We start from the raw sequence: 23,668 nt of genomic DNA, 5'->3' as shown, positions 1-23,668 counted from the left end.
AAGTAACATCACAGGAGTTACCATGAGTCACATTAAAGTGCCGACAGAAGGTCATAAAATCGTTTCCGGTCAAGCCATCCCGAATGATCCTATTATTCCCTTTATTGAAGGCGATGGTATTGGTGTTGACATTACACCAGTGATGAGAGAGGTTATTGACGCAGCGGTAGCCAAAGCTTATAACGGTGCTAAAAAAATCGTCTGGATGGAAGTCTACGCTGGCGAAAAAGCGACTAAAGTTTATGGTGAAAATGTGTGGTTACCAGATGAAACGCTGGAAGCCATCAAAGAATATAAAGTAGCTATCAAAGGTCCGATGACTACTCCTGTTGGCGGCGGTATCCGTTCACTGAACGTTGCTATTCGCCAGCAACTGGATTTATATCAGTGCGTTCGTCCTGTACAGTATTTCACCGGTGTACCTTCTCCACTGAAAGACCCAAGCAAGGTGGACATGGTTATTTTCCGTGAAAATACTGAAGATATTTATGCTGGTATTGAATGGCTGTCTGAGACAGAAGATGCCAAAAAAATAATTAATTTCCTGCAAAATGAAATGGGTGTCACTAAAATCCGTTTCCCGCAAACTTCCAGCATTGGGATCAAACCCGTATCCAAAGAAGGTACACAGCGCCTGACCCGTGCAGCCATCCGATATGCTATTGATAACGACCGTGATAGTGTTACTTTTGTTCATAAAGGTAATATCATGAAATTCACCGAGGGCGGCTTCCGTGATTGGTCTTATGAAGTAGCTAAAAATGAATTTGGCGCTACTTTAATTGGTGAAGGCCCATGGTGTGAATTCAAGAATCCGAAAACTGGCAAAAATATTGTTATTAAAGATTGTATTGCCGATGCTTTCTTGCAGCAGATTCTATTGCGCCCGGCTGAATATGATGTGATCGCCACCCTAAATCTGAATGGTGATTACATCTCTGACGCTCTAGCCGCACAGGTAGGCGGTATTGGTATTGCTCCGGGTGCTAATATTTCTGATGAATATGCTGTCTTCGAAGCTACTCATGGTACGGCGCCCAAATATGCCGGTCAGGATAAAGTTAATCCGGGTTCCATCATTCTGTCTGCTGAAATGATGTTGCGTCATCTAGGCTGGAAAGAAGCGGCAGATTTGGTGAATGCTTCTATTGAAAAAGCCATTGCTGATAAAATCGTTACTTATGATTTTGCCCGCATGATGGAAGGTGCAAAAGAGGTTTCATGCTCTGCTTTCGGCAAGGCTTTAATTGAACGGATGTAATCTAAAGCTACTTAGTTATAACAAACCGAATCTGTTTTAAGGATTCGGTTTTTTTACAATTTCAGCCTTTAGATGTATGTGCCTGCGTATAATAATTATGTCGCTTTAGTTGATACTAGCCTGTTAATTGATAAAGCCGGCAATTTCATTATCATATATTCAAATTAAATAGAATTGATAAATAAGAACATGATTTTAGGAATTGAAACTGATTCATGTGGTCGCTGTGTACATTATCATAATGAAAATGATATTGCTGCACTTCAATGTGGCCAATGTAAGCAATACTATGCTTGTTTTAAATGTCATGACCAGATGTGTGACCATCAGTTTGTTCCCATGGCAACTGCAAACAGCAAGCCAGTTATATGCGGTAAGTGCAATAGTCTTTTGACTTATGAACAATATCAGCAATATACCTGTCCATTTTGTCAGGCATCATTCAATCCACGCTGTGCATTACATAAGAATATTTATTTTAAATAATTGACTACGAATATTCTTTAATTGCCATCTAGATCAACGATCAAGCCGTCTTCATCCCATTCGGTTTTGCGTATCAATTCGTTCTTTTCAAATATCGATTCACTCTTTTTAGCACCAGAATCATACCAGCTCAGCACTACACCACTTACCTTATTATTATGTATGGCCACATCGGCAAGCAGATGTCCTTTATCATCCCATGTTGTCATGGTTTGGACTACGCCCTGATGTACGTTCATATCCTGTTTTATCTGGCCATTTGGATACCAGCGCTGCCAGCGGCCTTCAGCCTTACCATTAATAAAATACAGCTCTCCACGTTTTTGCCCGTTTTCATACCAGCTTAAAGTACGGCCATTCGGCATACCTTTTTGCCAGTTCATTTCAATTGCCTTCTGACCATTGGGATACCAAGTATGCCATTTCCCAACAGGCTTGCCGTCTTTGTAGTCACCCTGTATTTTTTTATGACCGTCTGGATACTGTAGCTTTAATGTACCCTCTTTCATAGCCGGAATAAACTGTTGCAGTTTATCTATGGGTAAGGCATAGCTGTCAGTGTATTTGCTTTTAGCCGGATCAGAAAAATCCTGTACGTCGATATGATTGCCATTATCATGAAATTGTTGCATAGGCTGTGCTTCAGGCTGTTTTTGCACAGCCTGACTATTTGCATCAAAATACACAGTCTTGTGTGTGTGTGACTTAACCTGCCACACAATCGCTATCAGAATGAGTATTACTGCGAGTACGAACCAGTAAAAACGTCTGGCTACATACATGATTTTTTTATCCCTTTTCACTAAGCAGCGTCATTATTTTATGCAATAAATATTATTTCTATCGTTATTACATTTTTTTTCAAATAGTGCAATCACTACCGGTTTTAGCTACTTATTTTTGCCAGTAAGTTTTAATATTAACAAATTCATATATACCAAATTCAGACAATTCACGCCCGAATCCAGAATCTTTTACGCCTCCAAACGGTAAACGCAAATCACTGCTGGTATGGCGGTTGATAAATACGCTACCCACATTTAACTGTTCAGCAAACTGCCATGCCAAATGGGCATCGTGAGTATAAATACTGGCACCCAGACCAAAAGGATTGTCATTGGCCAATTTCAGTGCATGGGCATTATCTCGCGCACGCAGGATAATAGCCACTGGTCCGAATACCTCTTCATGATATACGCGACAATCCTGATTCACTTGATCCAATATAGTGGCTGGATAAAACCAGCCCGGTATATCGCTTGGAATTTCACCCCCAAGCAGACATTGCGCACCATGAGACAGTGCATCCTGTACTTGGTTGTGAACAACTGTACGCAAATCCTGTCGGTGCAAGGGTGCTAAAGTGGTCGTTGACAGCCATGGTTCACCCATCTGCAATTTTTGACATTGCTGCTGCAACGCCGCCAGAAAATCTTCTGCAATTTCATTATGGACTATAAGCCGTTTGGCTGCATTGCAGGATTGTCCGGCATCACGGAAACGCGAATAACACGCCTCTGAAGCGGCCTGTTGCACATCTGCATCATTTAATACAATGAAAGCATTGCTTCCACCCAGCTCCATGACACATTTACGCAAATGCCGGCCAGCCAGTGCAGCAAGATAACGTCCGGTCTGAGTAGAACCAGTAAAAGCCAGCGCCTGTGTGTGTGCGATGGCATACTCAATATCATCATTATCCAGCCAAGTCAGTTGTAAAGGTAAATCATTACCGATCAGATCAAACAGCATCTGGCTGATTTGACCCACTGAAGGAGCCGGCTTCACCAGACAGGCATTGCCCGCACATAAGGCCGGTATGGCAAAACGCAGAATCTGCCATACTGGATAGTTCCACGGCATAACGGCCAGCACGGTACCCAGCGGCTCAAAACGTACCTGACTCAGGCTCGCCTGTGTGGCGATGGTTTTGTGTGCCAGTAGTTCAGGTGCCAGATGGGCGTAATAGCGGATTAACGCAATTGATTTACTGATTTCTGCTTCACACTCGCGCAAACAGCGCCCTACTTCAATACAAATCTGATAGGCCAGCTCTGCTTTAGCCTGTTCCAGACGCTGAGCAAAAGCAAGTAAACGGCGGGTACGAGTTTGTACATTTTCGCAGGCAAAGCCATGTTGTTGTCGGGCCAGTTGCTGATACTGTAGCTCGAATTCAGCTTTTGTCAGACTTTTACGGTTGAACAGAACCTCACCCGTAATGGCATGGTAACTGGTATACAACACAACAATCCTTAAACTGCAAAATATGAATCAAACAGTATGCAATACAATACAGCAACAGGTTATCAGACGATATTGACCTTATAAAAATTTATAAGGTCAATGATAAAAATTATTGCTCGTCGCCAGTTTCCAGTTTCTGTACGCCCTGCTTGATTTTATAACGGCTCTTTAACCACTCCAGATTACTGGTTGCCAGATTTTGCGCCAGACTCTGACTGATCACCTGTTTGGCTTGTGGCAAAATATTATCCATATCCTGTGGTAGGCTAATTGTATTAATTTTTACCAGCACCGGATCTTGCTGGTCTTTAAGCATGATATATGCTGGTTTACCATTTACCGGTTTGGCTTTAATCCAGGATTGGAAATCGTCCTTGGACATAAGGGCTACAGCCTGTTGTGGTGTCAAATCAGCACTGGGTGACCATGACAGGTTGGGATTGGTACCTTTATTTACGGCATCCAAAGCCTGTTTAGCTGCTGCTGTGGCAAGCTTTTTGCTTTCTACAGCAATATAGTCCTGCTGTACCTGTGATTTAACCTCTGCAAAGGATGCCTGATGTTCTTTGCGTACATCAAGAGCACGCACTACCCAGTATGTTCCATTGCCAATATCAACCGGTTCGGAATTGTAGCGTTTAACCAGTACATCATTGCCAAATAAAACATCTTGCAAGGCTTTCGGCATACCACCAGCGCTAGCCATATCACGGGTTATCCAACCCTGATCTACCTTGTGAATCTGCAAGCCAAGCTTATCAGTAATAGGTTGTAATGTTTTGGGATTGTTAAAGGCCAGATCGCTGACACTTTCTTTCATTTTGGCTACCAGCGCTACGCCTTTGCGAGCCTGAATTTCCTGAGTTAGCTGTGCTTTTACGTCTTCCAGAGAGGGCTTGGGCGCAGAGGCAGAAGCTGGAATCTGGTCATAGGCTTTCTTCAATTCTGCTTCACTGACACTCTCTTTGGCGCCCAGTTCTGCGGCAGATAGCTGCACAAATTCATATTTTACTGCTAGTGGCAGATAATATTGTTTTTTATTGGCTTCGTAATAAGCTTTCAGCTTGCTATCGTCTATGGCTACCTGATTAGCAAATTTTGCTGCGGGAAAGGTGATTGTCTGTAATTGTCGCGCAGACTGCAACAGATTAACCATCTGCTTTGCCTGTGTATCACTAACCAGATTACCGGCTTTCATCAGATTGAGCATGGTTTGCATGGCATACTGTTTACGCATACCGTCTACCAGAACTTCTTCAGACATACCAGCTTGTTGCAGAAATGCACGATATTTAGCCTCAACAAATTTTCCGTTTTCCTGAAAACTTGGATCGGATGCAATAACCTGCTTTATCTGTTCAATTGGTACGCTGATACCCATATCATAGGCACCTTGCTGAATATAGGCCTGATCAACGAGACTATCATAAACAAGCTGTTTGCTCACCGAATTGCCGGAGGCATTCTGTAATCGCCGCTGAAAATCATTTACATCATTAACTTTGATTTTAATATCACCAATTTTACTGATGTAATCAGTACCAGGGACAGCCAGCGAATAACCACCTGCAAACACAAAACTCAGGCAAATTACACCCAGAATAATCTGGGCTGGTGTTTTATATTTTTCTACAATGTGGAACATGAGATTCAGTTAACTTTTCTAAAGCAGATAATACTTCCTATTGTAGCGTTTTTTGTTAAGCTAAACCATGCTGTTTGAAGCGCATATGCACAAAAACGACAGACAACAGAAAAGGCGGGATATCCCGCCTTGATGAATTACGCAACCTAAAATTAAAGAGCGTCTTTCAGTGCTTTACCAGCACGGAACTTAGGCGTTTTAGCTGCTTTGATTTCTAATGGTTCACCTGTTTTGGGATTACGTCCAGCACGAGCCGCACGCTCACCAACATAAAATGTACCGAAACCCACCAGTGTTACTGTATCGCCACTTTTCAGTGCATTGGTGACAGCGCTGATCATACCGTCTAGTGCCTTCGCTGCAGAAGCTTTGGATAAATCGGCCTCTTGGGCAATGGCTTCAATCAATTCAGACTTATTCACAATAAAGTCCCTTTCTGTTGTTATGTTCATATGATTTTCAGGTACCACATGTCTGGTGGAGCCTGAACAATACATTACGATTACTTTATAACAAGGCCAAATTCTTTATGTCAAGCATCGATACAGCCACAATGAGTTAAAACAGGCCAAAAACAAAGCCATTCACCAATTAGTGTTGGTGAATGGCTGCATATCAATGTTTTACGGTTTTTGTAGTTGACTTAGGCGCAGATTTGGCTAATACCCCCTCTTCTGGAACACTTTGCCAAGGGCTAGGCGGATATGCCAGCCCCAGATTGAGCACTTCATCAATCCACTGTACAGGATGAATGCTAAGCTTTTCACAGATGTTAGCCGGAATTTCTTCCAAGTCTTTAACATTGTCTTTCGGAATCAGTACATGCTTAATACCACCGCGCAAAGCTGCCAGCAGTTTTTCTTTCAGTCCGCCAATCGGCAGAACTTCACCCCGCAGGGTAATTTCTCCTGTCATGGCTACATCTGCACGTACCGGAATACCGGTAAAAGCTGAAACTAGAGCCAGAGTGATAGCACTACCAGCACTGGGCCCATCTTTGGGAGTAGCACCTTCGGGAACATGAACATGGATGTCGTTTTTCTCATAAAAATCAGGTTCAATACCTAGACTTTCAGCTCGGGAACGTACAACACTCCATGCAGCACTCACTGACTCCTGCATCACATCGCCCAGTTTGCCGGTGCGTAGAATATTTCCTTTACCGCGGAATTTGCTGGCTTCAATGGTTAAGAGTTCACCTCCCACTTCAGTCCAGGCCAGACCGGTAACCTGCCCAACACGATTTTCATTTTCTGCCACGCCGTAATCAAAGCGGCGCACGCCCAGATAATCATGTAAATTGTCAGCATTGATAAGAATTTCTTCCGGTTTGGATTTGGTTTTCTTCCCTTTGCCTACACTTACTTTCTCTTCTGCAACTGCCTGCTTCATAACCACTTTGCGGCAAATCTTGGCAATCTCACGATCCAGTGAGCGTACACCGGCTTCGCGGGTGTAATAGCGAACAATATCGCGTATAGCAGATTCTTCGATGCGGATTTCACCATCGCGCACACCGTTTTGCTTGGTTTGTTTAGCCACCAGATATTTCATGGCAATGTTGATTTTTTCGTCTTCGGTATAGCCGGAAAGACGAATAATCTCCATACGGTCAAGCAGTGGGGTAGGAATATTCAGGCTGTTGGATGTGGCAATGAACATTACATCCGACAAATCGAATTCTACTTCTGCATAGTGGTCGGAAAATGAATGATTTTGTTCAGGATCGAGCACTTCAAGTAAAGCACTGGCTGGATCACCACGAAAATCATTACCTAATTTATCAATTTCATCCAGCAAAAACAGTGGATTTTTTACACCAGCTTTGGCCATGTTTTGCAGAATTTTACCGGGCATGGAACCAATATACGTACGACGATGGCCACGAATTTCACTTTCATCGTGTACCCCACCCAGTGCCATGCGCACATATTTACGGCCGGTAGCCTTAGCAATGGATTCACCCAGTGAGGTTTTACCTACCCCAGGCGGCCCAACCAAGCACAGAATAGGACCTTTGAGCTGGTTCATGCGCTTCTGTACAGCCAGATATTCAAGAATGCGCTCTTTTACCTTTTCCAAGCCATAATGATCAGCATTCAGAATCAGGTCTGCTTTGGCAATATCTTTGCTGACTTTGGATTTCTTTTTCCATGGTAATTCAAGCAGAGTATCAATATAGTTACGTACGACGGTAGATTCCGCAGACATGGGTGGCATCATGCGTAGCTTTTTGAATTCAGACAGACATTTTTCTTCAGCTTCTTTGCTCATACCTGCCTGACGAATCTGCGTTTCAAGATTAGCCAGATCGTCGTCTTCTTCGCCAAGTTCTTTCTGAATCGCTTTTACTTGCTCATTCAGATAGTATTCACGCTGCGATTTTTCCATCTGCCGTTTTACTCGGCCACGAATACGTTTTTCCACCTGAAGAATATCCAGTTCGGATTCAAGCAGGTGCAGCAAATGTTCTAGACGTGCGGTGACATTTACCATGGCCAGTATCTGCTGGCGCTGATCCAGCTTTAGCTGTAAATGGGCGGCAATGGTATCAGCCAGACGGCTTAGCTCTTCAATTCCATGAATAGTAGTTACCACTTCTGCCGGAATTTTTTTGTTTAATTTTGTCAGTTGTTCAAACTGGGATAACAATGTGCGGCGCAACGCCTCATCATTATGGGTATCCTCATCAGTATCTTCGCACTTAACGATGTGTGCTTCGACATATGGGCCAGTTTCATCAATATGCTGTACTTGAGCCCGATACAAACCTTCTACCAATACTTTAACGGTACCATCAGGTAATTTAAGCACTTGCAGGATACTGGCTACTGTACCCATAGCATACATATCTTCTGCATGCGGTTCATCAGTATCAGCATTTTTCTGAGCCAGTAAGAATACCGGCTCATCATGCTCCATTGCTGCATCAAGAGCCGCTATGGATTTTTCCCGACCTACAAACAGGGGCAATACCATATGCGGGTAAACAACAACGTCACGTAGAGGTAACATTGCCATTGTAGTTGGCTGCACTGGAGGAGAATCATAAACTTCAGCCATGTAATGCCTCAATCTTTCCTGAAAATATGCAATAAAATTGAATGTGAAAATGGTGCTGAACCAGCGTTTTTCAAGTACTTCTGTGGCTTGATGGCCATTGAAGCATTTCAATGTTTAGCGCATTAATTATTATGGATGTTAACTATAGAAATTAAGAGAGATAAGCCGGGCAAATCTGATTACCTGAAATCAGCCTGTCCGGCTTTTTAGTATCAGCGGGTTACTGGTTTGTAACGAATGCGTTTAGGTTTGGCGCCCTCCTCTCCCAGACGGCGTTTTTTGTCTGCTTCATATTCCTGATAATTACCATCAAAAAATACCCATCTGGATTCACCCTCAGCCGCCAGAATGTGTGTGGCAATACGGTCAAGAAACCAGCGATCGTGTGATACCACCAGTACACTGCCTGCAAATTCCAGTAATGCGTCTTCCAGTGCGCGCAGGGTTTCCACGTCCAGATCATTGGAAGGTTCATCCAGTAATAACACATTGCCACCAGAAATCAGGGTTTTAGCCAGATGTAACCGCCCACGTTCGCCACCAGAAAGTTTACCGACGATTTTGCTCTGATCACTGCCTTTGAAATTGAATCTCCCCAGATAGGCACGTGCCGGAATTTCAAATTGCCCCACCTGTAAAATATCACGCCCCTCTGCAATCTCATCAAACACAGTTTTATCTTCATGCAGGCCGTGACGACTCTGGTCTACTACTGACAGTTTAACAGTCTGTCCAATCTTTACCTGCCCCTGATCCGGCTGTTCCTGCCCGGTAATCAGCTTAAATAATGTGGATTTACCTGCGCCATTGGGACCAATAATGCCAACAATGGCACCCGGCGGAATCTTGAAGCTCAAATCATCAATCAGTAATTTGTCACCAAAACTTTTGCTGACATGCTCAAATTCGATCACTTCATTGCCCAGACGCTCAGCCACCGGTATGAAAATTTCCTGTGTTTCGTTGCGTTTCTGATACTCATAATTACTCATCTCCTCAAAGCGAGCCAGACGGGCTTTTGATTTGGCCTGACGTCCGCGTGCATTCTGGCGCACCCACTCAAGCTCTTGTTTCATAGCTTTAATTCGTGCAGCTTCTGCTTTTGCTTCATGTTCCAGCCGCGCTTCTTTCTGTTCCAGCCAGGAACTATAATTGCCTTTCCACGGAATACCATGGCCACGGTCTAATTCCAGAATCCATTCAGCGGCATTATCCAGAAAATAGCGGTCGTGTGTTACAGCAACTACTGTACCGGGGAAACGAACCAGAAACTGCTCCAGCCATTCTACTGATTCAGCATCCAGATGGTTGGTAGGTTCGTCCAGCAGTAGCATATCCGGTTTGCTTAATAACAGTTTGCATAAGGCTACTCGGCGTTTTTCACCACCAGACAAATTACCGATGCGCGCATCCCACTCAGGCAGCCGTAAAGCATCAGCCGCAATTTCCAGTTGATGTTCTATATTATCTCCGGCACCAGCGGAAATGATGGCCTCCAGACGTGCCTGCTCTTCGGCCAGTGCATCAAAATCAGCATCTGGTTCGGCATAGGCGGCATAAACTTCTTCCAGTTTCTTCTGCGCCCCGGCTACATCACCCAGTCCAGATTCCACTTCTTCCCGTACAGTTTTATCAGCATCTAATTGCGGTTCCTGAGGTAAGTAGCCGATTTTGATGCCACTCATTGCAATGGCTTCACCTTCAAACTCGGTATCTACCCCAGCCATGATTTTCAGTACAGTAGATTTGCCTGCACCGTTTAGTCCCAACAGACCAATTTTGGCGCCCGGGAAAAAAGATAGGGAAATATCTTTGATAATCTGTTTTTGTGGCGGCACGGTTTTACTTACGCGCAGCATTGAGTACACATATTGGCTCATAATATCTTCAGTAGATTAAATTTAGTCTATTTCAGCCTTAATTGTGGGCTGAAGGTAATAAATTTGATTTTAACATGCATATAACTGCTGTCACGGAATGCTTTGCGTTAAAATGCTTCCTTTTATCTCTCGCCATGGCTTATGAATATCATCTCCACTCTGATAGATTTCATTTTACATATTGACCAGCACCTGCAATTTATTGTTACCCAATATGGCATATGGATTTATGTTATTCTATTTGTTTTGATTTTTTGCGAAACTGGGTTGGTGGTTACGCCTTTTCTGCCGGGTGATTCCTTGTTATTTGCGGCTGGCGGAATAGCGGCAGTTGGCGAGATGAATGTCCATTTGATGGTAGCACTATTGCTGGCCGCAGCAATTATTGGTGATGCGGTAAATTTCTCAGTTGGAAAGAAATTCGGCGCACTTCTGTTTGCCAATCCACAATCTCGGCTATTCAAGCAGGTTTATCTACACAAAACGCAGGAGTTTTACGCAAAACATGGTGGAAAAACCATTATTATTGCGCGTTTTGTGCCAATTGTACGAACATTTGCGCCCTTTGTGGCCGGTATGAGCCATATGCATTATGGCCATTTTCTGCGTTACAACTGTATTGGTGCTATTCTCTGGGTAGTGTTATTTTCCTATGCTGGCTATTTTTTTGGTAATCTGCCATTTATTAAGCAGAATCTTTCTCTAGCACTGGTTATAATTATTGCCATTTCTTTCTTACCGGCCATTATTGAGATTCTGCGGCACCGGCAGACAGCATAAAAAGCAATTAATATTTAATTTTATTCTGCGGCTGATTTCAACACTTACAGGCAAGATATGAGCCAGATACATCTGTTACCCGATCATTTAGTTAACCAAATAGCTGCCGGAGAGGTGATTGAGCGTCCGGCCAATGCGCTTAAAGAAATTATAGAGAACAGTCTCGATGCCAGAGCCAGCCGTATTGATATTCAGTTGGAAGCGGGTGGTATCAAACGCTTGTCTGTGACTGATGACGGACAGGGCATGAGTGAAACAGACGTACCACTTGCCTTGCATCGCCATGCCACCAGCAAAATCAGCACACTGGAAGATCTGGAAAAAGTAGTAAGTATGGGGTTTCGCGGTGAGGGGCTGGCCAGTATTGCTTCAGTCAGCCGCCTAACCTTAACCAGCCGCACCGCTACTGCTACTCATGCCACCCAGATTTATGCAGAAGACGGCAAACTAAGCCCCGTCAAGCCGGCAGCACACGCATTAGGCACCACGGTAGAAGTTGTTGAGCTTTTTTTCAATACACCGGCCAGACGCCAGTTTCTTAAATCTACAAGTACAGAATTTGCTCACTGCCGCACCATGGTAGAGCGTCTGGCACTGGCACATCCTGATGTAGCTTTTGAATTACAGCACAACGACAAAAATATATTCACGCTGCCGGCACAATCCCTTTCGGAGCGTTGCACCGCGATTATGGGGGCTGAGTTTACCGCAGCCAGCCTGAGTGTGGATGAAACAATAAATGGGATGCGTTTACATGGTCTGATTGGCAAACCAACTTTTACCCAAGGGAAAACCAGCCAACAATACATTTTTGTCAATCAGCGTTTTGTGCGTGACAAAATCATTTTACATGCAGTAAAACAGGCTTATAACGATGTTTTACATCAAGCATTAACACCGGCATTTGCGCTTTTTCTTACGCTGCCGCCAACGGATGTCGATGCGAATGTGCACCCAACCAAAACCGAAGTGCGTTTTCGGCAGAGTCAGGCTGTGCACCAGTTGATTTTTCATGCTTTGAATAAATGTCTGGCTGCCACCAATGCTACTCAAACTGAATCGATTTCTCAGCCAGCCGTAGTACTGGCAGATATCATGCACAAACAACCAGCCAGTGTGCAGCAACTATTTTCTGCGCCAGAAGCGACTGGCTCAAAGCAGGCACCGGCACCCTATCACCGCAGCCATACACCAGTACAGCGCAGTCTAAGTTTAAAAGAATCCCAAGCAGCCCTGAATACTTATGCCGAACTGTATAGGGCAGAAACAGCATCAGTGGCAGACAAGGTTGCTACTGCTGATGCTGAAAAAACCGATAGTGAACTGGCTAGCTGGGAACAGGTGCGGGGTATTTCTGCTGCGCAAGCACCGGTACAGATATCAGCAAATGAAACAAATGCGCCACCGCTAGGCTACGCCATTGCACAGCTACTGGATATTTATATTCTGGCACAGGCTGAAGAAGCATTAATTCTGGTGGACATGCACGCCACTGCCGAGCGGGTAAATTATGAAAAAATGAAGCAACAACGCGACGCTAATGGCAAGGTGAGCAGTCAGACATTGCTGATTCCTGTCCGCTTTACTGCCAGCCATGAGGAAATTGCTGCGGTAACCGAATATGCGGCCACCCTGCATGATTATGGTTTGGATATTACCATTGAAAACAATCAGCAACTGCTAGTTCATACGGTACCAGCGATGCTGGTCAAAAGTGATATTCAGCAACTGGTACAGCAGGTACTGGCTGATTTGATGACCATTGGCAGTAGTGATGTAATCCGGGAACGTGAAAATCGTATTCTGTCTACTTTAGCCTGCCATGGTTCAGTGCGTGCCGGCCGTAAATTAACGCTGCCGGAAATGAATGCTTTGCTACGGGATATGGAACAGACTGAACGGGCAAATCAATGTAATCATGGCCGTCCTACATGGATAAAATTACGTTTGCAGGATTTGGACGGCCTCTTTTTACGCGGACAGTAATATTTTGCCAGTGTTTAGTGAAGCTATGCTGACCAGTAGTATTCACTGACTTGATATTTATTATAAAGTATTTATTATAAAACCCTCTTAGCCAATTGATTAAGAGGGTTTTATAATTTCATTACTGCTTAGTGAGTATTGGCAGCTTCTGGTGCTGAAGCTGCTGGCAATTCAGCATAATCAGGTTCATTCTCTGATTCAGGTTCAATATTCCATATTTTGCCATTCAGATAAACTTTACCATTGATTAATTTAAGATGTGTTTTCACCATCCCATTAGTCACCTGTATGTAACCACGTGCCTGCATGGATTTAATCGCACTATCAATCATCAGACGAATTGTCTGGTCAATATCTTCCAGAGCTTCAGCACCGCCGGCACTGGCATCCACCGTAAACAGCGCCCGAGCCTGACTGATGGCAAAATTTTCCATAATGGCCTGAGGAATAGCGAAATCCATTTCCGCTTCGGTTTTATTCAGCATTAGCCCCAGTTGCTGCATATCGGAAGCAAGCAGATTTTTGAAACCCAAATTACCATGTATATCAATCAGTCCCTGTGGCATTTGCAGTTTAAAACTGTTGAGTTTGAGAAGTGGGTTATGAGTGAACAAACCCAGTCCTTCATTGCGTACTGCCTCTACTATTGCCGCGCGTAGCTGCTCATTATTCAGATTCTGGCTTGAAAGCTGGGTAATTTTATTATTAATTGCTACCAGACTGGCCGCATCCAGATGCTCAGCCGAAGCATCGATATCCAGCGGACCATAAATATCATTACCATACTGCAATTTGGCAAAGCCAAATTTACCATTACTATTAATCCATTGATCCTTTTCCTCAGTAGAGGTAGCCAGTTTCAAATCCTGAATGATAATTTTGGTAGGCATGCTGCTACCAGCCGGGCTGATGAAAGCACCAATCTGTAAGTTGGTTACCAAATTAACCAGTTGATCCAGACGAATAGTATTGTCTGTGGTATCGTTCCACGTAAAAGTAATGGCCTTGATACGCAAATCGCTGTTACCTAAAGCGAGTGAGGTTTTACCGTGTTCAGTATGGCTATTAAGCTGCAAATCCTGATAGGAAGCACGTCCTTTGCTGGCAAGAACCATATCCAGACCGGGGCTGACGGTATGGCTGTCATAACTATTAAAGTCTTCTGCATAATCAATTGTTGATTCCAGCCCCTGCCAGTTGATTTTGATACCAGACAATTCTTCGTAGTTGAATTTTGGTATCACAACGTGCATTTGCCCGCTGCCTCCCAGATTAATCGTATTTTCCAGTTTGACTGGTGCTTCCTGCCCGAAAAAACGCGCCAGAATCTGCTCAGCTTGCGGTGTGAAGCGCAATTCAGTTTCCACATGTGCACGTACTGGGCGAATACTGCCTGCAAATAAACCATGGTGTACATGATTAACCAGAGTAATTGGCTGTTGCAGTACTGTACGCACATTATCGGGTAACTGCTGTTGCACTCCGGCAAAGAAACTTGGCTTAAAGCGTATCTGCATGGTTTCTGTAGAAGTAAACCAACCACGTTGATAGCTCTGTTTATCAATCACTAGAAAAGGACTTTTGGCCAGCAAAGCGCGTTGTTGATCCAGACTTTGCTGAGCTTTAGCTCCTAAATAATAAGGCAAAGCCAGTGCAATAAGCAGTATAACTGCCAAAATGGCAGCGATGATTGTTACAATTCGTTTATTCATGCTCGAAATGTCTTATATATCCACATTCTGGAAGATTTGCAGGATAACACCAAACTGGCCGTTTGTCCGCCGTGTTTGCCTGTGATAACACCTTATTTCAGGTTTAAAGACAACCAAAACAACCAGCTTAATAAAAAATATTAATTATTTAGTATCCAGCCTGTTGCCGCTGTCGCTGTTGTTCAAATAAACAGACAGTTGCAGCCATGGCTACATTGAGTGATTCTGTTTGTCCGCTCATCGGAATTATCACATGTCTGGATGCCGTTTGTAGTATTTTTGCACTCAAACCACTACCTTCATTACCAAACAGCCAGCCGGCAGGCTGAGTCAGATTCAATGTATAGAGATTTTTGGCCGATGTGCTTAATGCTGTAGCATACAATGGCCAAGTGTAATCTGCGCACCAAGCAGCCAAATCAGTAACAGTTTGAATATTCAGATAAGCGTGCGCACCCATTGCTGCACGCAATACTTTGGGTGACCAGACATCAACACTGTCTTTGCTCAGGACAATATTATCAATACCGGCAGCCAGTGCACTGCGTAAAATCGTACCAACATTGCCGGGGTCCTGTACCCGCTCTAACAGTACGGCATCCTGAATTTCTGTTGCAGGAATATTTTCTGGTAACTGCACTATTGCAACAGGTTCTCTTGAACTGACTAAATCGCTGATTTTGTCCAATAGATTATCAGCAACCAGTACCACTTTCTGCAACGGCATTTTTGCTATTAAGGCAGCTATTTCATGGTCATGTTCGCGTAGTTGCGGTACATACAGCGTTTGAATTGAATGCTCTGCCTGTATGAATGTCTGAATAAGGTGTATTCCTTCCAGAACGGCGAGCTGATGCTGACGGCGGTAGTTTGATTGAGCAATTAAACGGGCTAAATGTTTCAGCTCACTATTGCTGGCAGATTGAATAATTTTGTGTTTCATCCAGTAATCTGGCTTTCTGTTTGCTGTTGACTAAGAATCTGGCTGATATCTGCAATGGTAGTCAGAGTACGTAACTGAGTAAATAACTGCCCGGCTTCCGGATAGGTTAATTTTAGCATTGCCAGCCACTGCTTTAACCTTACTACCGGATAGTTAGCATTGGCGGCAGTTTTACTACAACAACAGTCAAAAAAATCATTAATCCACGGCAAAATTTCTGGCCATGACAAAGAAGGAATTATTTTTCCCTGATTATAAGCGGCAATTTGTCGGGCTAAATCAGGCCGCTGAACGGCACCACGCCCCAGCATCACATCCTTACAGCCACTGACAGAACGAATTTGCTGATAATCGGCCAGCGTGAATACATCGCCATTTGCAATAACAGGAATGTTAACAGCCTGCCTGATACGAGCAATCCATTCCCAGTGCGCAGGCGGCCGGTATCCTTCGGTTTTGGTACGCGCATGAACGGTAAGCTCTCCTGCTCCACCCTGTTCTATAGCTTGGGCACAGGCCAGTGCCAAATCTTTATTTTCATAACCCAGACGCATTTTGGCACTAAGCATGATTTCAGCAGGCAAATTCCTGCGCACAGTAGCCACTATCTGTTCTATTTTCTCAGGATATTGTAAAAGGATTGCCCCACCCTGATGCTGGTTAACAGTAGGTGCTGGACAGCCAAAATTTAAATCAATATGCGTAGCACCCAGTTCAACCACTTTTTGGGCGTTCTGAGCCATATTTTCGGCATGGCTGCCCAATATTTGTACTACTACGGCAGTACCAGCATGAGTCTGATTAGTATGTGCCAGTTCTGGCATGTATTTTAGCCATATAGAACGCCCATGTACGGTATGAGTAATACGGACAAATTCAGTGACACAAACATCAAAGCCGCCGATACGGGTTAACAAATCGCGCATGGGTGCATCAATCAACCCCTGCATGGGTGCCAAAAATAACCTGGGCGAATTCATTTTTGCTTGCAAACTAGCCTGACTCACACAAATAACCATTACTCAACTATAAAAAATAACGCAACCTGTTTTCATCAACAAGTTGCGTTTTCAATTATAAAATAAAAATGGTTGCGACAGGTTTAATCGCGTAATGTTTCAATCAGGTCAATCAGCAATTCAGCTTCTTCTTTCTTCAATACAGCAAACCCGTCATTCAGGCCTAAATCTTCCAGTAGCATTGCGCCAGCAGGCGTTTCATGCATGGAACTGAATGCATGCTGTAATGTTTCCAGCATACCGGCATTACGGGGATGCAGTAAAATCATATGATATAAATCATTGATTTTACTTTCAATCAACAAATTCAAACGGCTCAAGGTGATTGGAGTTAATTTATGGTAGGCAGATGACATAAACAAACCAATATCACCCTCATGCTGAATGAGTCCGCGAGCCACTGCCGGGAATGATTCACTTTTAATCCATGTCAGGTCTTGTTCATCTATATCGACTGCTTCCATTAAGCGCAAGGCAATGAGCTTAACATCATAATTTTCTGTACACAGAATCGACATGCCGGGCTTGATGTCTTGAATTGATTTAATTTCACTTTCTGCAGCGCTGGCAATTACCATTTCATCGAAACGGTTTACTGGACGTACTACAGGCAAGTAGCCTAACTCGCGAATCAGCTTGGAAGCATTAAATGGATTAGCATAGATGATGTCAACATTATCATTGTCAATTTCCTGATGTTCTTCTTCTGTATTGCTGGGCATAAACAAATGCACAGGTGCATCTATCAACCGTTGCAGACGGGTGTTGAGAAAATGCCAGCCTGCATAATATTTGGGGGGAAAATCTGGTGCAATCAGAAAATTAATAGTCATGAATTACCCCGTTCCTCTTTCATTAACCCCTCATAGAGACTCTGCATTTCCAATACTTTGCTACGTGATGGCTTACGCCGCACTGAAGTATAACCCTGAATAACACCATCACGAATATTGGGAACAATAGTGGCATATACCCAATAAAAGCCGCCATCCTTGCGCAGATTTTTGACATAGCCGTGCCATTTTTTGCCCTGTTGCACGGTATCCCATAAATCCTTATAAGCCACTTTCGGCATATCAGGATGGCGTAGAATGTAATGCTCTGCACCCATCAACTCACTACGTGACCACCCGCTCATATGCACAAATACTTCATTAGCATGTGTGATAATGCCCTTCAGATCTGTCGTTGAGGTAATCAGACAGCCATCAGGAAACTCTGTTTCTACATCAGTACAATATACGGTGCGTGTTACCCCATCGTAATGTGTCAATTCAAATGTACGGTGCTCAATTTCAGGCACCTGCATTGGTGAAATCATTATGACTCCATTTTCTTGAATGTGGACAACTAGGCAAACAATACAAAAGTCGATTTTGAGTATATATTGCGCCGATTAGCAAAAGAATACAAAGTATTTAATCAAATTATGCATAAAACTACACTTTTTGTTGATATAAATCAACAAAACCAAAATTTAATGTAAAGATTTTACTACATTGATTAATCGGAGATAACATATACTAGGGTATTTGTTTAAATAAATTGCAGGCTATCTACTTATCTTTTTTCTTGCAGAATCGGATTGATACAGACCAGCCCATTTCATGATATTGGCTACTTCAAACTCATTAAATTCATAATACTGGCCACGTTTCAGCCTTTTAGGTAGTGCAATCGGTCCGAAGCGTACCCTAACCAGACGGCTCACAGTCAGCCCCTGACTTTCAAACAGACGTCTTACTTCACGGTTGCGGCCTTCTTTAATGATAATGTTGTACCATCTGTTGGCTCCCTCGCCACCCTGTTCCCACAAATGCTGAGCTTTGGCGATACCATCCTCCAGTTCGACCCCATTGAGCAGGCTTTGCTTTTGTTCATCACTCAGCTCACCGAGAACACGCACAGCATACTCTCGTTCTACTTCGAAACTGGGGTGTGCGAAGCGGTTTACCAGTTCGCCGGAGGTGGTCAGTATCAACAAGCCGCATGTATTGATATCCAGACGACCAATCGCTACCCAGCGGCTGCTGGCAGTTTGCGGCAGCCGGTCAAAGATACTGACACGCCCCTGAGGGTCATCGCGACTGACAATTTCACCTTCCTGTTTGTAATACACCATAATACGTGGCAAGCGATCAGGCCATTTGATGTTAATGGCCGAACCGCGCACACTAACTTCATCGTCTGGGGTAATTCTGTCTCCTAATTGAGCCACTTTACCATTAACCCGCACCATTCCCTGACTAATCCACTGTTCCATTTCACGCCGGGAGCCCACACCAGAAGCAGCAAGTGCTTTTTGTAGGCGCACTGGTTCCATTTTTTCCAGATTGATACGCTGTTCTTTCAGTACCCGAGCACGCTGTAAAATCTCCTGATTTGGAGTACGCTGAACCAGTTTTTTGGCGCGCTGAACTTTTACTTTAGTGCCACCCTGCGCCTCAGGCTGTGAGGCCGCAGACCGTACGGTGGATTCATTTTGGCGTTTAAACGCAAATTTAGCTTTACCGGCAGTATGTCTGCTGGCAGTAGGCTTACTGCTTTTGTTGGCCACACCATCTCGTATCTGGCGCTTGGTTAATTTTTTGTTGGCTTGACTCATAGTTATACTCCTAATCCGTCATCAGACGGTTCTTCTGCGGTGGTTTGAGCCACGGCAGGTTCATTTAAATCGGGTAAAACCAATTCACCCAATTCTGTTAAAGGTGGTAGCTGGCTTAAATTTTCCAACTGTAAATCACTTAAAAAAGTAGCTGTAGTGGCCCACAAATTTGGCCGCCCCACGCTATCCCGCTGCCCGATAATTTCTATCCAGCCACGGTCCTGTAAAGTCTGTAAAACATTGCTGGAAACTGTAACACCGCGAATAGCTTCGATATCACTGCGTGTTACCGGTTGCTGATAGGCAATTATAGCCAATGTTTCCAGTACCGCACGCGAATAACGTGGCGTACGCTGCACATCCAGACCAGCCAATTGCGAATAAGCAGTACTGATTACCTGAAAATGCCAACCCTCTGCACTGTGTACCAGATTTAGCGCCCGTTCCTGCCAGCGCTCACGCAGTGCTGACAATATGTCACCTAATTCCTCTGCTGATAATGGCGGTTCCCTCAAGCTTGCTAATACCTGCTCGCTTAACGCCTCACTTTGGGTCAGTAATGCAGCTTCAATCAATGCTTCGATGGAAACAGGATGATTCATGGTTATATGTTTCAACGCTTTAAATTCTGTTTTCAATGGACTTTATAAGATTAACCTTTGCGAGCTGCTTTTTTGGCTGCCCGTTCAGCTTTAAGCTGCGCTTCGTGCTGCTGTCCCTTTTTCAGCCACACTGCCCATTGATTGGGTGTTTCCAGCGTGATTCGGCCAATCAGCCCGTCACGGAAATCAGTAAGCAGGCGTTCAGCAGCTTTCTGGTAATCAATGCGGCCGCCACTTAACAGGGCACCACGTTTTTTACCAATCCAGTCCAGCCAGTTGTCATCACGCCAGTGCGGACTTTCACTGAGGTCAGCCTGATAGCGCTGCTGAAGCAAAGGCAGATAATGGCGGCGCAGATAATCCAGTAATTGCAGTGCTACAATTTCTTCGTCCAGCGCGTTACGTCCGACAGCGCCACTGGCAGCCAGATTATAACCAGCTTCTTCAACAATAATTTTTGGCCACAACATCCCGGGGGTGTCATATAACCAGAAATCATCGGCCAGTATCAGCCGCTGCTCAGCTTTGGTGATACCTGGCTCATTACCCGTTTTGGCACTGCGTTTACCCAGCATACCATTAATCAGGGTAGATTTACCTACATTGGGAATGCCACAGATAAGCACTCTTAGTGGCCGGTCCAAACCATGACGGTTTGGCACCAGAGTGCGGCAGGCCGCAATAATCTTACTGGCTGCCTGTTTTTCTGATGCATCCAGTGCCAGTACGTTGGTATTGAGCTGGGAACGATAATCGGCCAGCCACAACTCAGTACGTTCGGGATCGGCCAAATCCTGCTTATTCAGAATTTTCAGTTTGGGTTTGTCACCAGACAGTTTTGCCAGTAATGGATTGGCACTGGAAGCGGGTAAGCGGGCATCCAGTACTTCAATGACCATATCCACACTTTTAATCCGTTCGGCAATGGCTTTTTTGGCTTTGTTCATATGCCCGGGATACCATTGAATAGCCATAAACTGTCCTTGTCTGATACACAAAACTCTTATACAAAAAACACACAGGCAGCCTAATTACGGGCTGCCTGAATAACTCACTGTTCTTATTATACCGTTTTTTCAGAATTCTTACTTAACTCTAACTGCCGGTGCCGCACCAGTACGCAATAAGCATTTAATTGCTGCGCTAAAGCTTCCACGATATAAACTGAACGATGCTGACCACCTGTACAGCCAACACCGATATTAACATAGCTGCGACTTTCTTTTTCCATCTGCGGTAACCAGCGCAGCAAAAAATCGGCTAAATCTGCAATCATTTCTGCCATCACTGGCTGCTGGGAAAAAAATGTCCTGACTGGTTCATCCAGACCGCTAAAGGGACGCAAGTGAAAATCATAATATGGATTAGGCAGAAAGCGAACATCAAAGACAAAATCCAAGCCAGCAGGCACGCCATATTTATAACCAAAAGATTCCAGCACTACGCGCATCGGAGCCACGGGCAAATGCAGCCATTGCTGAATCTGCCGGCGCAATTGCGGCACATTTAGCAAGGAGGTATCAATAACATATGCATATCTTTGTAAGGCAGACATATATTGCTGTTCAGCAGCAACGCTTTCACTTAAGGTTTTGTGTTCCTGTGCCAGAGGATGACTGCGGCGTGTTTCAGAAAAACGGCGAAGCAATACGACCGCGGAAGAAGTTAAAAACAGCAAATCAACCTGATGTTTTTGGGCACGCAAGCGGGTTACCAACTCCAGCACTTCTGCCGGATTAAAACGAGAGCGTATATCCACACTGACACCTAGCTGTGCCACATCGCTGGCAGCATAGTGTTCAATCAAATCAGGTAAAAGCTTTACCGGCAGATTATCCACGCAGACAAAACCAACATCTTCCAGTAAACGTAAAGCAATAGATTTTCCGGAACCGGACAATCCACTAATCAATACTATCCTCATGATTCACAGCATCCTCTTGCAGCATGGAATTATGACGATCCAGAAATTGCTTGGTACTGTCTTTTCCCCGCATCTGTAAAATGAAATTACTGACAGCAGCTTCTACTAATACGGCCAAGTTGCGTCCAACTGCTACCGGCAAGGTAACACTGCGAATAGATACGTTCAGAATACTTTCCGTTTCACTTTTGATACTCAGGCGGTCTATTCGCTGCATATGGCTGTCATCTGCCAGTACCAAATTGATTATTAGCTGTAACTGCTTTTTTGGTCGTACGGCAGTTTCACCAAAAATTGCCCGAATATTCAACACCCCCAAGCCGCGCACTTCAAGAAAGTCTTTCAACAAGGCCGGACAGCGCCCCTCAAGCGTTTCTGGGCCAATACGATACAATTCCACTGCATCATCCGCCACCAGACCATGTCCGCGCGATATCAATTCCAGCGCCAGCTCGCTTTTTCCCAGTCCTGACTGGCCGATAATCAATACTCCGACTTCAAAAACATCCAGAAATACACCGTATTTGACTGTAGATGCAGCCAGTACCCGTTGCAGATAGATGCGTAATACATCCATCAGAAAAGGGCTTTCCGTCTTGGATGTCAGCAATGGTACATTATGCGTATGGCAATAATCACGCAACATGTATGGTACAGGCAAATCATTGGCAACAATAATCAGCGACATAGTTAAATCGAATAATTCATTGAGTGTGGTTTTAATTTCACCAGCCTCAATTTTATTCAGATATTCTACTTCAGCAATCCCGATTACCTGTACCTGATTGGGATGTATGAAATTCAGGTGACCAACCAGTGCCAATACCGGCTTATCGGCATCAATACTGATGCGATTATCCGCACCAGCCGTACCAGCAGACCACGCAAGTTTCAACTTGGTCTGATTGTCATGATATAAGCGCCGTACCGATATACTGGGCATGATAATTCGTCCTTATACCTGTTCTGCTACCAGTATTTCGCGCACACTTTCGGCACTGGTTGCGGACAACAGGGCATTGCGTACCGATTTCTGTGAAAATTTTCCAGCCAGTTCTGATAACACATTCAGATGTCTGGTTGAAGCATTTTCCGGCACCAGCAACACAAATATCATACTAACCGGCTGTTCATCTGGTGCATCAAAGGCGATGGGTGTTTGCAGCCGAAAAAAAGCGCCTACAGTATCAGTCACTGCGCCAGTACGACCATGAGGAATAGCCACACCTTTACCTAATGCAGTAGAACCCAGCTTTTCACGCGCAAACAGACAATTAAACACATCTTCCTGTGAAAGACCTGCCTGTTGAGACAACAAGTGGCCGGCTTCTTCGAACAGGCGTTTCTTACTGCTTACGTTCAAATCCAGAACCACATGTGAAACCGGTAAAATATCCCCAATTAAACTCATGCTCATTTTCAATTCCTATCAAATTACACCATTGGCTGTAACAATCCAGCTAAGGATATATTTACTGCGCCAAATAATGTGCAATTTATTCAAATACAATCAAATTA

General features: G+C 44.2%; 21 protein-coding genes. 4 read left to right on the top strand and 17 right to left on the bottom strand.

The genetic code is table 11. The annotated features are described in order from the left end of the window. Positions 1-22 precede the first annotated feature (22 nt). Entirely contained in the window at positions 23-1,261 is a 1,239-nt protein-coding gene (gene icd / locus MJ764_RS01075; protein ID WP_239323841.1) for an NADP-dependent isocitrate dehydrogenase, read from the top strand. A 189-nt stretch (positions 1,262-1,450) separates the two neighbouring features. Next, positions 1,451-1,747, top strand: coding sequence for a CHY zinc finger protein (locus MJ764_RS11545; protein ID WP_369127153.1), 297 nt, complete (start codon positions 1,451-1,453; stop codon positions 1,745-1,747). Positions 1,748-1,764: 17 nt separating this feature from the next. Here the strand turns inward: MJ764_RS11545 and MJ764_RS01070 are convergent, their stop codons facing one another. The 6 genes from MJ764_RS01070 to ettA form a co-directional block, all read right to left on the bottom strand. Continuing rightward, positions 1,765-2,529 carry a toxin-antitoxin system YwqK family antitoxin gene (locus MJ764_RS01070; RefSeq protein ID WP_239323840.1) on the bottom strand — a complete coding sequence of 255 codons (765 nt, stop codon included), beginning with the start codon at positions 2,527-2,529 and terminating at the stop codon, positions 1,765-1,767. A gap of 112 nt (positions 2,530-2,641) precedes the next feature. Then, on the bottom strand, positions 2,642-3,988 hold the full coding sequence (locus MJ764_RS01065) for an aldehyde dehydrogenase family protein (RefSeq protein ID WP_239323839.1): 1,347 nt from the start codon (positions 3,986-3,988) through the stop codon (positions 2,642-2,644). 112 nt (positions 3,989-4,100) lie between these two features. Continuing rightward, a complete protein-coding gene (locus MJ764_RS01060; RefSeq protein ID WP_239323837.1) occupies positions 4,101-5,636 on the bottom strand; it encodes a peptidylprolyl isomerase in 1,536 nt (511 codons plus the stop codon). A gap of 152 nt (positions 5,637-5,788) precedes the next feature. Beyond that, complete coding sequence (locus tag MJ764_RS01055) at positions 5,789-6,058, bottom strand: HU family DNA-binding protein (protein WP_239323835.1); 270 nt, start codon at positions 6,056-6,058, stop codon at positions 5,789-5,791. Between the two features lie 193 nt (positions 6,059-6,251). Further along, positions 6,252-8,657, bottom strand: coding sequence for an endopeptidase La (lon, locus tag MJ764_RS01050; protein WP_239324073.1), 2,406 nt, complete (start codon positions 8,655-8,657; stop codon positions 6,252-6,254). A 254-nt stretch (positions 8,658-8,911) separates the two neighbouring features. Then, positions 8,912-10,582: an energy-dependent translational throttle protein EttA gene (gene ettA / locus MJ764_RS01045; protein WP_239324072.1), complete on the bottom strand. Its 1,671-nt coding sequence runs from the start codon at positions 10,580-10,582 to the stop codon at positions 8,912-8,914. A gap of 144 nt (positions 10,583-10,726) precedes the next feature. On the opposite strand from ettA, the gene MJ764_RS01040 reads away from it, so the two are divergent. After that, on the top strand, positions 10,727-11,359 hold the full coding sequence (locus MJ764_RS01040) for a DedA family protein (protein ID WP_239324071.1): 633 nt from the start codon (positions 10,727-10,729) through the stop codon (positions 11,357-11,359). Between the two features lie 57 nt (positions 11,360-11,416). After that, the gene (gene mutL, locus MJ764_RS01035) at positions 11,417-13,345 is read left to right on the top strand and encodes a DNA mismatch repair endonuclease MutL (RefSeq protein ID WP_239323834.1); all 1,929 of its coding nucleotides are present in this window, start codon (positions 11,417-11,419) and stop codon (positions 13,343-13,345) included. A gap of 128 nt (positions 13,346-13,473) precedes the next feature. Here mutL and MJ764_RS01030 read toward each other — a convergent pair whose 3' ends face one another. From MJ764_RS01030 to ptsN, 11 genes are all read right to left on the bottom strand, one after another. After that, the gene (locus MJ764_RS01030) at positions 13,474-15,057 is read right to left on the bottom strand and encodes a YdgA family protein (protein ID WP_239323827.1); all 1,584 of its coding nucleotides are present in this window, start codon (positions 15,055-15,057) and stop codon (positions 13,474-13,476) included. A 148-nt stretch (positions 15,058-15,205) separates the two neighbouring features. Then, positions 15,206-16,000, bottom strand: coding sequence for a TrmH family RNA methyltransferase (locus tag MJ764_RS01025; RefSeq protein WP_239323825.1), 795 nt, complete (start codon positions 15,998-16,000; stop codon positions 15,206-15,208). Beyond that, entirely contained in the window at positions 15,997-16,980 is a 984-nt protein-coding gene (locus MJ764_RS01020; protein WP_239323824.1) for a tRNA dihydrouridine synthase, read from the bottom strand. Before MJ764_RS01020 ends, MJ764_RS01025 begins: the two co-directional genes overlap by 4 nt. Positions 16,981-17,102: 122 nt before the next feature. Further along, positions 17,103-17,852 (bottom strand): PhnD/SsuA/transferrin family substrate-binding protein, encoded by a 750-nt coding sequence (locus tag MJ764_RS01015; protein WP_239323822.1) that lies wholly within the window; start codon positions 17,850-17,852, stop codon positions 17,103-17,105. Next, the gene (locus tag MJ764_RS01010) at positions 17,849-18,340 is read right to left on the bottom strand and encodes a PAS domain-containing protein (RefSeq protein WP_239323819.1); all 492 of its coding nucleotides are present in this window, start codon (positions 18,338-18,340) and stop codon (positions 17,849-17,851) included. The genes MJ764_RS01015 and MJ764_RS01010 overlap by 4 nt, the downstream gene beginning before the upstream one ends. A gap of 231 nt (positions 18,341-18,571) precedes the next feature. Next, entirely contained in the window at positions 18,572-19,624 is a 1,053-nt protein-coding gene (locus MJ764_RS01005; protein ID WP_239323817.1) for a pseudouridine synthase, read from the bottom strand. 2 nt (positions 19,625-19,626) lie between these two features. Further along, entirely contained in the window at positions 19,627-20,226 is a 600-nt protein-coding gene (gene scpB / locus MJ764_RS01000; protein ID WP_239323815.1) for an SMC-Scp complex subunit ScpB, read from the bottom strand. Between the two features lie 50 nt (positions 20,227-20,276). Next, entirely contained in the window at positions 20,277-21,200 is a 924-nt protein-coding gene (gene ylqF / locus MJ764_RS00995) for a ribosome biogenesis GTPase YlqF (RefSeq protein WP_239323812.1), read from the bottom strand. Positions 21,201-21,289: 89 nt separating this feature from the next. Continuing rightward, positions 21,290-22,150 (bottom strand): RNase adapter RapZ, encoded by an 861-nt coding sequence (gene rapZ / locus MJ764_RS00990; RefSeq protein WP_239323810.1) that lies wholly within the window; start codon positions 22,148-22,150, stop codon positions 21,290-21,292. Next, on the bottom strand, positions 22,131-23,093 hold the full coding sequence (hprK, locus tag MJ764_RS00985) for an HPr(Ser) kinase/phosphatase (protein WP_100089478.1): 963 nt from the start codon (positions 23,091-23,093) through the stop codon (positions 22,131-22,133). Before hprK ends, rapZ begins: the two co-directional genes overlap by 20 nt. 12 nt (positions 23,094-23,105) lie before the next feature. Next, positions 23,106-23,561, bottom strand: a complete 456-nt coding sequence (gene ptsN / locus MJ764_RS00980; RefSeq protein ID WP_239324070.1) for a PTS IIA-like nitrogen regulatory protein PtsN — start codon at positions 23,559-23,561, stop codon at positions 23,106-23,108. Between the last annotated feature and the right edge of the window lie 107 nt (positions 23,562-23,668).

This window comes from Snodgrassella gandavensis (assembly GCF_914768025.1).
GTDB lineage: Bacteria > Pseudomonadota > Gammaproteobacteria > Burkholderiales > Neisseriaceae > Snodgrassella > Snodgrassella gandavensis.
The sequence above is the reverse complement of the archived record's forward strand: the minus strand, read 5'-3'. Positions and strand labels throughout refer to the sequence as shown.

Coding starts and splice junctions, on each gene's coding strand:
- MJ764_RS01030 (WP_239323827.1), bottom strand. CDS start 15,057: ATGAATAAACGAATTGTAACAATCATCGCTGCCATTTTGGCAGTTATA.
- ptsN (WP_239324070.1), bottom strand. CDS start 23,561: ATGAGTTTAATTGGGGATATTTTACCGGTTTCACATGTGGTTCTGGAT.
- MJ764_RS01005 (WP_239323817.1), bottom strand. CDS start 19,624: ATGAGTCAAGCCAACAAAAAATTAACCAAGCGCCAGATACGAGATGGT.
- MJ764_RS01010 (WP_239323819.1), bottom strand. CDS start 18,340: ATGATTTCACCAATGCAGGTGCCTGAAATTGAGCACCGTACATTTGAA.
- MJ764_RS01070 (WP_239323840.1), bottom strand. CDS start 2,529: ATGTATGTAGCCAGACGTTTTTACTGGTTCGTACTCGCAGTAATACTC.
- mutL (WP_239323834.1), top strand. CDS start 11,417: ATGAGCCAGATACATCTGTTACCCGATCATTTAGTTAACCAAATAGCT.
- lon (WP_239324073.1), bottom strand. CDS start 8,657: ATGGCAATGTTACCTCTACGTGACGTTGTTGTTTACCCGCATATGGTA.
- rapZ (WP_239323810.1), bottom strand. CDS start 22,150: ATGAGGATAGTATTGATTAGTGGATTGTCCGGTTCCGGAAAATCTATT.
- MJ764_RS01020 (WP_239323824.1), bottom strand. CDS start 16,980: ATGAATTCGCCCAGGTTATTTTTGGCACCCATGCAGGGGTTGATTGAT.
- ylqF (WP_239323812.1), bottom strand. CDS start 21,200: ATGGCTATTCAATGGTATCCCGGGCATATGAACAAAGCCAAAAAAGCC.
- MJ764_RS11545 (WP_369127153.1), top strand. CDS start 1,451: ATGATTTTAGGAATTGAAACTGATTCATGTGGTCGCTGTGTACATTAT.
- hprK (WP_100089478.1), bottom strand. CDS start 23,093: ATGCCCAGTATATCGGTACGGCGCTTATATCATGACAATCAGACCAAG.
- MJ764_RS01025 (WP_239323825.1), bottom strand. CDS start 16,000: ATGAAACACAAAATTATTCAATCTGCCAGCAATAGTGAGCTGAAACAT.
- MJ764_RS01060 (WP_239323837.1), bottom strand. CDS start 5,636: ATGTTCCACATTGTAGAAAAATATAAAACACCAGCCCAGATTATTCTG.
- MJ764_RS01015 (WP_239323822.1), bottom strand. CDS start 17,852: ATGACTATTAATTTTCTGATTGCACCAGATTTTCCCCCCAAATATTAT.
- icd (WP_239323841.1), top strand. CDS start 23: ATGAGTCACATTAAAGTGCCGACAGAAGGTCATAAAATCGTTTCCGGT.
- scpB (WP_239323815.1), bottom strand. CDS start 20,226: ATGAATCATCCTGTTTCCATCGAAGCATTGATTGAAGCTGCATTACTG.